Origin of the sequence: Methanobrevibacter sp., from assembly GCF_045539575.1 — an archaeon.
Taxonomy (GTDB): Archaea; Methanobacteriota; Methanobacteria; order Methanobacteriales; family Methanobacteriaceae; genus Methanocatella.
In genome coordinates this window covers 1-10,251 of record NZ_JAZQFM010000068.1, presented here as the reverse complement: position 1 = coordinate 10,251, position 10,251 = coordinate 1, and the positions used below count along the sequence as shown (strand labels likewise).

11 protein-coding genes and 1 pseudogene are annotated in these 10,251 nt (G+C 38.6%); all 12 read left to right on the top strand.

Annotation, left to right across the window (positions count from 1 at the left end):
* Window positions 1–652: hypothetical protein (locus ACKI30_RS08695; RefSeq protein ID WP_407411659.1), on the top strand; the 652-nt coding region annotated here is incomplete at its 5' end.
* 155 nt (window positions 653–807) lie between these two features.
* Entirely contained in the window at window positions 808–1,992 is a 1,185-nt protein-coding gene (locus ACKI30_RS08690; protein WP_407411657.1) for a coenzyme F420-0:L-glutamate ligase, read from the top strand.
* Window positions 1,993–2,093: 101 nt separating this feature from the next.
* Window positions 2,094–2,732, top strand: coding sequence for a class I SAM-dependent methyltransferase (locus ACKI30_RS08685; protein ID WP_407411655.1), 639 nt, complete (start codon window positions 2,094–2,096; stop codon window positions 2,730–2,732).
* A gap of 111 nt (window positions 2,733–2,843) precedes the next feature.
* Window positions 2,844–4,442 (top strand): NTP transferase domain-containing protein, encoded by a 1,599-nt coding sequence (locus tag ACKI30_RS08680; RefSeq protein ID WP_407411653.1) that lies wholly within the window; start codon window positions 2,844–2,846, stop codon window positions 4,440–4,442.
* 85 nt (window positions 4,443–4,527) lie between these two features.
* A complete protein-coding gene (locus ACKI30_RS08675) occupies window positions 4,528–7,194 on the top strand; it encodes a CDP-glycerol glycerophosphotransferase family protein (RefSeq protein ID WP_407411651.1) in 2,667 nt (888 codons plus the stop codon).
* A gap of 45 nt (window positions 7,195–7,239) precedes the next feature.
* Window positions 7,240–7,758, top strand: coding sequence for a nitroreductase family protein (locus ACKI30_RS08670; RefSeq protein ID WP_407411649.1), 519 nt, complete (start codon window positions 7,240–7,242; stop codon window positions 7,756–7,758).
* 161 nt (window positions 7,759–7,919) lie between these two features.
* Window positions 7,920–8,420 carry a Panacea domain-containing protein gene (locus ACKI30_RS08665; protein WP_407411647.1) on the top strand — a complete coding sequence of 167 codons (501 nt, stop codon included), beginning with the start codon at window positions 7,920–7,922 and terminating at the stop codon, window positions 8,418–8,420.
* Window positions 8,413–8,802, top strand: a complete 390-nt coding sequence (locus tag ACKI30_RS08660) for a hypothetical protein (protein WP_407411646.1) — start codon at window positions 8,413–8,415, stop codon at window positions 8,800–8,802. Before ACKI30_RS08665 ends, ACKI30_RS08660 begins: the two co-directional genes overlap by 8 nt.
* 118 nt (window positions 8,803–8,920) lie before the next feature.
* Window positions 8,921–9,211, top strand: a complete 291-nt coding sequence (locus tag ACKI30_RS08655) for a hypothetical protein (protein ID WP_292739518.1) — start codon at window positions 8,921–8,923, stop codon at window positions 9,209–9,211.
* Window positions 9,212–9,333: 122 nt separating this feature from the next.
* Window positions 9,334–9,591 (top strand): hypothetical protein, encoded by a 258-nt coding sequence (locus tag ACKI30_RS08650; protein ID WP_407411644.1) that lies wholly within the window; start codon window positions 9,334–9,336, stop codon window positions 9,589–9,591.
* A gap of 4 nt (window positions 9,592–9,595) precedes the next feature.
* Window positions 9,596–9,868 carry a hypothetical protein gene (locus tag ACKI30_RS08645; protein WP_407411642.1) on the top strand — a complete coding sequence of 91 codons (273 nt, stop codon included), beginning with the start codon at window positions 9,596–9,598 and terminating at the stop codon, window positions 9,866–9,868.
* 65 nt (window positions 9,869–9,933) lie between these two features.
* Window positions 9,934–10,251 (top strand): annotated as a pseudogene (locus ACKI30_RS08640) (tetrahydromethanopterin S-methyltransferase subunit A); the annotation flags it as partial.

The following is a 10,251-nucleotide window of genomic DNA, read 5'->3' as shown; positions in this document are numbered from 1 at the left end:
GCTTCACAAGTTTGTAGACAAGAACAAATCAATCAAATATTACAACGTGTTCTGGAAGGATCCTGCACGGAACCATATAGTGAATAAGGACGTGTGGAAAGAGGACAAGGGCACATACATCAGGATGGCAATCGGATATTCCATTAAAAATCCTATGCATTTCGCCACATATCTCTTAAATGCCGCCCCGATTGTATGGCATGTTACAAGGGATGTCGAGTGGCAGCATGCAAACGGTGGTGTGTACAATACAAACAACACAGGTCACAGGGACGGCTTTTACGATAAGAGAAACATGACTCCCGCTGCAGGCTTTGACAATGCAACTTCCGTAAATATCGGAACTCCCCAATATGATGCACTGAACAGTTGGGTCAATTTCGCAAAGGACAATGTCGTACTGGACACGCTCTTCGACAGCCCTGGTCTGTACATGTATCTGGCGCTGATAATTCTCGCAGTGCTTTTCTGGATTACACGACTTAAAGATTTGTGGCTGATTTACCTTCCGAATCTTTTAAATATTGCAATAGTGTTCGTTTCAATACCTGCTCAGCTCAACAGGTACCTCTACCCGAACCTGCTTGTATGCTATCTGTTGGTGATAATACTGGCCGGAATCCTGATTAGAAGAAAATCGGAGGTCGAATAGCTCCGATTGCACTTAAATTTTTAACATTGTACAAATTTAAAAAATTAATTTGAACTCTGTAAATCTAAATTTTTATATACTGTAAAAAATATATAGTAAATGGGTTGTTGGAAATAGGTTTCCATCGACATTTACTCTTATAGGGAGAATTAATTATGAGATGTGTTGGTACTGTTGTACGTGGTATAAGAACACCAATTATTAAAGAAAACGACGATTTAGCCACTATAGTTGTAGATTCATTAATGAATGCAAAAGAAAGCGAAGGATTTGAATTTAAAGACAAGGACGTTGTCGCAATCACTGAAGCTGTTGTTGGAATTTCAGAAGGAAATTATGTAACTGTTGACGATGTTGCAAAAGACTTACAGGATAAATTCCCATCAAAAAGCATTGGGGTAGTGAACCCTATTTTAAGCAGAAACAGATTTTCAATTGTTTTAAAAGGTATTGCAAGAGGAATGGACAAGATTGTTCTTCAAACCACTTTTCCTGCAGATGAAGTAGGAAACGGAATCTTGGATGAAGAATTATTAGCTGAAAGCGAATTCCACCTCGGAAGCGTAATTTCAGAAGATGATTACAAAAAGACATTCGGTTCATGGATTCACCCATTCACCGGAATAAACATGATTGACTTTTACCGTGAACTCATTGAAAGCGAAGACTGTGAAGTTGAGTTCGTATTCTCAAACGATGTAAAAACAATCCTTGACTATACTGAAGACGTTTTAACCTGTGACATTCACACAAGGGACAAAACCGTTGCTCTTTTAAAAGACCTTGGAGCTAACGTTTACGGACTGCACCAAATCCTAACAGAACCTGTAGACGGTTCAGGATGCAATCCAAAATACGGCCTTTTAGGTTCAAACAAGGCTACTGAAGAAAAATTAAAACTCTTCCCGAACACAGGTGATGAGCTGGTAAGAGAAGTTCAAAAAAGACTCATTGACCTCACTGGAAAACAGATTGAAGTTATGGTCTACGGTGACGGTGCATTCAAGGATCCTGTTGGAAAGATTTGGGAATTGGCTGACCCTGTCGTTTCACCGGCACACACCGATGGCCTTATCGGAACTCCTAATGAAATCAAGCTCAAATACGTTTCAGACAATGAGTTTGCAGATTTAAGAGGAGACGAATTAAAAGAGGCAATCAAGGAAGAAATCAGAAACAAGGACAAGGACCTTACCGGTCAAATGATTACTGAAGGAACCACTCCTAGGGTACTCACTGACCTCATCGGTTCACTTTGTGACCTTACAAGCGGTTCCGGAGATAAGGGAACCCCAGTGGTATTCATACAAGGATACTTCGATAATTTGGCAAACGACTAAATTATCATCTTTTTACTTTTTTTGTTTTAAAACAACACTTTTATTTACCTTTTTTTATATATTAATATTCATAATCGTTTCAAAAAATTAGGAGAGATATTATGGATGACAAGAAATACTGGACCGAGTATTACTCAACACATTCAAAGCCAACTGGTGCATCCACTTTTGCTGAGTTTATCTTGCCTAAATTGGATGAAAACAAAAGGTTAATTGAGCTCGGTTGCGGTAACGGAAGAGACAGCATATTTTTTTCAAATAACAACATAAAAGTTGTTGCAGTTGACCAAATTGATGATGAAATCGATTTTTTAAATGAAAACTACAAGAATGACAACATCGATTTTGTCTGTGACGATTTCACAAACCTTGCTGAAAGCGCAAACGATCTGGTCATAAACAATGATTTTGACTATGTGTACTCCAGATTCACTTTCCATTCCATTGAGGAAGTCAAGGAGGACAGGACCCTTGACTGGATTGCGGACAAATTAAACAAGGATGCATGCTTTTTGCTTGAGGCAAGAAGCCTTAAAGACCCTATGTTTAAGCAGGGCGATGCATTGAGTGAAACCGAAAACTTCACCACCCATTACAGAAGATACATGGATCTTGACAAAATCATTGAAAAACTTGAATCCAGAGGCTTTGAGATTCTATTCAAGATTGAAGACAATGATCTGGCAGTATACAAGGATGACAATCCTTACGTTATCCGTATCATTGCCAAAAAATTATAATTTTCAGGTTTGCCGTCAGGCAAACTTTCCGCTATTTTTTTTAACAATTGATGTAATATAAATATTTCAAAAAACAATGTATATTTAAGTATACTTTAGGATGTGTTAAGTTTGGATAAGAATGCAATTATTCTCGCTGCAGGCAAATCCACTCAATTTGCTCCTTTTACCTATGAAAAGCCTAAGGGACTATTCATTGTCAGAAATGAGGTTTTAATAGAAAGGCAGATTGAGCAGCTGCTTGAAGCGGGTGTCAGTGATGTGTATATTGTTGTCGGATACATGAAGGAGAAGTTCTTCTATCTTGAGCAGAAATACAGTCAGGTGCACCTGATTGTCAACAACACCTTCGGAACCGACGGAAACGTCTCATCTCTTTACTCCGCAAGCGAATACCTTGACAACACTTTTGTCTGCTGTGCCGACCATTACTTTTTGGAAAATCCCTTCCTTGACGGCAACGACGACAATATCGCATACAGGTACTGCGCATACTTTGAAGGAAACTTCCGCGAATTTTCAGTTGACTATTCAAACAGCAACGTCATTACCGGATGCTATGTGGGCGGTTCGGACAAGATGGCGATGACCGGTCCGGCATATTTCAACGAAAGCTTTTCTGAACGCTTCAGGGAACTTCTGGAAAATGAAATCAATGACTTCGGAATTTCCAACATGAGCTGGGAGGAGTTCTACGCATACCATATCAGGGACCTGACACTGAACATGAAATCAGGAGACAGTTCAAATCTCCTGGAATTTGAAAGCATTGAGGATTTAAGGCAGTTCGATTCAGATTTCCTTTTAAATGTCGACTCCAAAATCATAAGCAACATCTGCAACACTCTGGACGCACATCCAAATGAAATAAAGGACATCGAGATTGTCCAGGCCGGACTTACCAATGTCTCATTCAAGTTCACAATCAAGGATATCCCTTACATCTACAGGCATCCCGGAGGAACTGCAGACAACCTCATTGACAGGCAGTCTGAACTTTACGTTCAAAGGAAAGCCAAGGAAGTTGGAATTGACAAGTCAGTGATATACATGGACCCTTCAGGCTGGAAACTGTCATACTTTGTCCGCAACATCGTCGAGTGCGATTTTCTAAAAAATGAGGATCAGCTGAGGATGGGAATGGAATACATCCACAGGACCCACAGCATACCTCTATCGGATGAGGTCAAGATTTTTGATGATGTCTGTGAAGGCAAAAAGCTCATGAAGATAGCTTCAGCCACAAAAGGAGACCTTTTCGATGAATTTAAGGACATAATAGCAAAGGTTGAAAGGCTCAATACATTGGTTGAAATGGAAAGGGAGAAATACTCAATCGAGCTTGTAATAAGCCACAATGATGTCTATGAGCCTAACTATATTGCAACAGCAAATAATGAGCTGTTTTTAATCGACTGGGAGTATGCCGGAATAAACGACCCTTTAAACGACATTTCATGCATCATAGCAAGATATGACTATTCTGAAGAAATCCGTGAAATGATACTTGAGGCATATTACGGACGCAAGCTCACAGACCTTGAACATCGCCACGCAAGAGCTCAGGCAGTACTGTGCTCATTTTACTGGTTCTGCTGGGGATTATATAAGGGAAGCGTCGGAGACGATGACGGATTCTTCTTCCTGCCGTCCTACAGGTATCTGGTATCCCATATCGATGAGGCGCTTGAAAGCTACGATGAAATCTAATCAGTATTATATTGTGTCTAATAAGAATTAAACTGTGTGAATATTATTTTTCACACATCTTTTAAATAGCATGCACAACTAATATATGGTAAAGGAGGAAGTGATTTTGCCGTTTAAGATTGCGGTTGTTATGGCTGTTTACAATAAGGAAGACTATATATCGGAAGCGATTGACTCAATAATCCATCAGACTCTCGGTTTCGGCAAAAACATCCAGCTAATTTTAGTAAACGATAAAAGTACGGACTCCACGCTGGACATTCTTGAAAGATATCGGGAGCTCTGGCCTGAAAACATCACCTTAATCACTAATGAAAAAAATATGGGATCGGCCTATTCCAGAAACCGTGGACTCGAATATGTCGATGCAAAATATGTCAACTTCTGCGACAGTGACGATGTCATGTCAAAAGACGCATTCAAGGCAGCATACAAATTTTTAGAGAAATATTGGGAAGTCAATGTGGTTTCAATCCCAATTCACTATTTTGGAGTCAAAAGGGGTCCTCATAATCTGAATTTCAAATATGAAAAGGATCAGGTCGTTAATGTAATCACATCACCGTCATACATTCAGCTTTCAGGAGCGTCAGCTTTCTTCAGGTACGAAAAGATCAAGAAATTCTCTTTCAATGAAAATCTGAGGGTTTCAGAGGATGCCCTTATGATAAACCAGCTTCTTTTGGAAAATCCCATAATAGGATTTTTATCAAAGCCAAGGTACAATTACAGAAAGGACGGAACCCAGAATTCGCTGATTACCTCATCCGCTTCCACAAAGTCATATTTCACATCAAGAATCGACGAATATTTCCTCAATCTCATAAACTACACAAGAGAAAAGATTGGTGAGATTCCGAAGTTCATCCAGCACGTGTTAATGTATGACCTTCAGTGGATTGTCGAGATTAGAAAAATCGACACTTTACTTAGTCCGGATGAAATCAAAACATTATATGACAAGATAATCGAAATCCTTAAGGTAATCGACGAGGACGTCATACTGCATCAGAGTTCAATTCCGGCAGCGCTGAAAGCTCATGTGATTTTGATGAAAAGGTATGGCTGGGATTATCTAAACGACAAGACAAAAGTCGCTGACAATTTCAAATTGAACGCACTTTTCATTGACAATTTCACATTTATAAATGACCATGAGGTCAAAATTGACGGAATCCTGACAAACTTCACTGAGGACACCAAAATAACTGCACTGGTTGACGGTGAGGAAATTCCAACAGAAAATGTGAGATATCCCCAAAGGGACAACTATTCCCTGGGCTTCAATTATGGCTTCAACCACTGTTTCAGGGTAACTTTACCCTTCAAAAACAACTCAAAAATCTCATTCAAGACAGAAAAGGCCCCATTGAAAATTGAGTATTCACAGACTTCAAGGCTGAACAGGACTTCCAGATTCAAGCTTTCAAAATCCCACCTTGCAATCGACAACGGCAATGAAATTCTCATTGTCGAAAAGCATGTTCCGTTTGCTTTTAAACTTGAAATCAGAACAATAATCAGCATGCTTAAAGGCCGCTCACAGGGCTGGGTAACAGGGGCGGTTCTAAGAATAATGTATCTTCTTTTATATCCGTTTTACAGAAAAAGGCATATTTGGCTTTTCATGGACCTCCCGAATGCAGCAGGAGACAATGCTCTGGAGCTTTTCAGATATGTCAACTCAATTGATGAGAAGGTCGATGCATACTTTGTCCTTGACAAGGCTCATCAGAGCGAATACGATTATCTCACAGCTTCAAGATGGCAAAGATTAAGGCGCATTTTAGGTTTTACCAAATCCTCAAGACAGTTCGAGGATGTAAAAAAGATTGGCAGGGTCCTTGCATACAGGTCACTTAGGCACAGAATCTATGCCCTGTTCTGCGAGTTCATCATAACCTCACACCCGGACAACTCAATAATCTATCCGTTCTGGGGAAATTATCCTCACCTGGCAGGCCTTTCAAGATCAAAGACTGTATTTCTCCAGCATGGGGTCACTAAGGACAATGTGGCGGAATGGCTCAACGAGTTTGACAAGCCCCTTGCGATGCTTTCATGCGTGTCCGACAGGGAAAGGGAATCGTTTAAAAACCCTGACTACGGATATTCCTCAGATATAATAAAAACACTCGGATTTCCAAGGTTTGACAGGCTTGAGGATGACGCCAAAAAGCAGATTGTAATAATGCCGTCATGGAGGCGCCAGCTTGACCAGCTTTCAGCGTCTGATTTTGTCAGGACAAATTTCTACAGGGTGTTCAATGACCTGATAACCGATGACGAACTTATGGACTTTGCACGTGAAAACGGCTATGATGTAATATTCAAGCCCCACAGAAACCTGCACAAGTTCATCGACGCATTCACCAGGCATCCGGATGTCAAATTTGACCTGGAGCTGGAAAACTACACAGAGACATTCAACAATGCATCCCTGATTGTAACCGACTACTCTTCAATAGCATTTGACTTTGCATACATGAAAAAGCCTCTCGTTTACTATCAGTTCGACAACAACTACCACTTCAATGTCGATGATGCATATTTCCAGTATGAAGAGGACGGATTCGGACCTGTGGCAAGAACACACGACGAGCTGAAAAGGGAAATCTTTAAAATAATCGAGAACGGCTGCGTAATGGATGATGTCTACAAAAAAAGGGTTGACTGCTTCTTCACTCATGTCGACAGGGACAACTCAAAAAGGGTCTATGAGGAAATCTGCAGGCTTGACACCTATTACTAGCTTTCAACCGATTAAGTTTTAAGCTTCAAAAGACTAATTTTAACCATGGAATTCATGGATGTTTTACTCAAAAGAAGGTCAACAAGAAAATTTACAGATGAGAAGGTCACCAAGGAAGAGCTTGACAAGATCCTGAAAGCCGGACTTCTGGCTCCGTCAAGCATGAACAGAAAGCCTATCAATTTCATGGTGGTCGAGAGAAGGGAAACTCTTGATGCGCTTGCAGAGGCAAAGGACCATGGGGCAGAACTTTTAAGGGGTGCCGACAAGGCAATCGTTGTCATTGCAGATACCATGATATCAGACACATGGTGTGAGGATTCATCAATTGCACTCACCTACCTTCATCTTGCCGCAACAGACTTGAATCTTGCAAGCTGCTGGGTTCAGATTCACATGAGAAAAAAGGACGGTGTATATGCCGAAAGCGTTGTTCGTGACATTTTAAAGATCGACGAGCATTACAGGATTGCAGGAATCATGGCTCTTGGCCACTCAGACGACATTCCGGCTCCTCACAGTCCTGAAGATATTGACAAAAGCAAGGTTCACTTCCTGGTATAATTCATAGTAAACTAGTAATTATCATGTCACAACAATTTGATAGTTCTAATTCAACAAACTTTATTAGTTAGTTCAGATATATTTCTTATCACCATAGGTTTAGTTTAAAATTTAAAGATATCACTTTTAAGTTCAATTTAATGATAATGGAGTTGAATGAAATGGAATTTAATAAAGAAAAATTCAAAACAGTTCTTTCATATATCATTAATAGGTGTGAAAATAAAAAAAATGTTGGAAAAACTGTATTATGCAAATTATTGTATTTTTCCGACTTTGATTATTATGAAAAATATGAAAGTTCAATAACTAATGAAACTTATATAAAATATGAACGGGGTCCTTTTCCTAATCATTTTGATGAAATAATTGATGAAATGGTTAATGAAGGAATTCTTGAAGTTAAAAAAGAACCATACTTTAGTACAACCATCCATAAACACTATCTTAATGTAGTTCCAGATTTATCTTTATTAAATACTAAAGAATTGCGTGTTATTAATGATGTCATTGATAAATTAAGTGATATGTCTGCACGTGATGTTAGTGAATATTCTCATGGAGATATGCCTTGGATGGTCGCTGAGGAAAATGATGATTTAGATTATGAATATGTTTTCTATCGTGATCCAGAGTACTCTGTGAGGGAATATGATGAGTAATTATCAAATTAAAACACATCCTAAGTTTGATAAAGAATTTTCTAAACTTGCCAAAAAATGCCCGTCACTAGAAGAAGATTTTGAAAGATTAATAAATGTATTGTTATTGGATTTGAGAAGGAATAATCATTATTTAACTCATGATAGATATATTCAAATACCTCATTTGGGAAGAGATGTTAAATTTCCAGTCTTTAAAATTAAAAAATTTCGTTGTAAAGATATTCCTAAGGGGAATAGGTCGGGATTTAGGTTCATTTTTATATTAAGTAGGCAACATAAAACTATTTATTTCACTGAATGCTATTTTAAAAGTAAACATGAAGTTGAAAATAAAAATAGAATTCGTGATGTTGCTTTAAATTATGAAAATTATTTTTAGATTTTTAATAAGAGTAGGGTTCACTTCCTGGTATAACCATTAACACCCGTGTAAAGTGACAAAATCTTTAAATAATGTTTGAAAGAGAATTTAATCTAGATGAAGAGGAGTTTTTAAAATGCACGTTAAAGATATTTTAGATGATTTAGGAATCAGAGTCAAATTGCCTCAGCACTGGTACTCAACAGATGTAGGAAACGAATTCGAAGAGCCAACATTGCTTGAAAACGATGAGATTATTAGAATTGAAGCTCCAAGCGGAGATAAAAGGAAAGTCATTGTCATCGATGTCAATGACGGAATGAGCGTCGTTACCGTATTCAGTGATGAAAAGGTCATCGGCGTAAAATACCTGGAAAACAAGGACGATTTCGAATATATCGGAAAGCCTTCCGAGCTATATTTCTAACCAAAAATTCAAACAACCACACCACCTGCCACACCAAATTTCACGCCCACAGCAACCCCAAAAAACAGTTAATTCGCAATATGTTCTTGAAAATCATATATGCACTGCTACAATCATAAGCAATGGATGATGAGGAGTTAAGAAATATATTTTGCGATTTGTTAGGTGATAAGATGAGTTTGATACATGAATATGGGGAAAGGAAAGAACAGAAAGGAATTGCACAAGGTATTGAGCAAGGTAGGGAGGAAGGTATTGAGCAAGGCAGTGAAAATGTAATTATTTCTCTTTTAGAGTCAGGTATGTCATGTGAAGAGATTTCTGAAAGGATTAAAATGCCTCTTGATGAAATTTTAGAAATTAAAAATAAAAATTTGTGATAACATGTCTTTAATCGAGGAATATGGTGAGAGAAGATTTCAGAAAGGTTTTAAGAAAGGTTTTAAGAAAGGTTTTGAGATAGGTTTTGAGATAGGTTATGGGGAATGTTTTGATAAAAGTTATGAAGAAGGTGTCAAGATAGGCAGAAAAAGGTTTATCCTTTCTCTTTTGGAGTCCGGAATGTCAGCCGAGGAGATTTTACGATTTGAAGTATTTACAATTGATGAAATTCTTGAGGCTGAAAAAAGTCAAGCAGCCTCCCACTTACCCGAATAAAGTTACAAAATATTTAAATATTTTTAAGATATACTTTAAAATATCAAAATTAGGAGGATTATATCATGGCTGATAAAAAAGCTCCTGCAGACGGCTGGCCTGTAATCAGCGGAGATTACATCGTAGGGGACCCTGAAAGTCCGGTTGCAGTAACAACCCTTGCTTCCCACATCGAAGCTGAACTTTCCGGAGCAGCTATTGCAGGACCATGCAAAACAGAAAACTTGGGTATTGAAAAGGTAGTTGCGAACATCATCTCAAATCCGAACATCAGATTTTTGATTTTGGCAGGCGCTGAAGTGCAGGGCCACATTACCGGTCAGAGCTTCAAGGCACTTCACGAAAACGGTGCAGATCCGGACAAGAAGAAGATTATCGGAGCT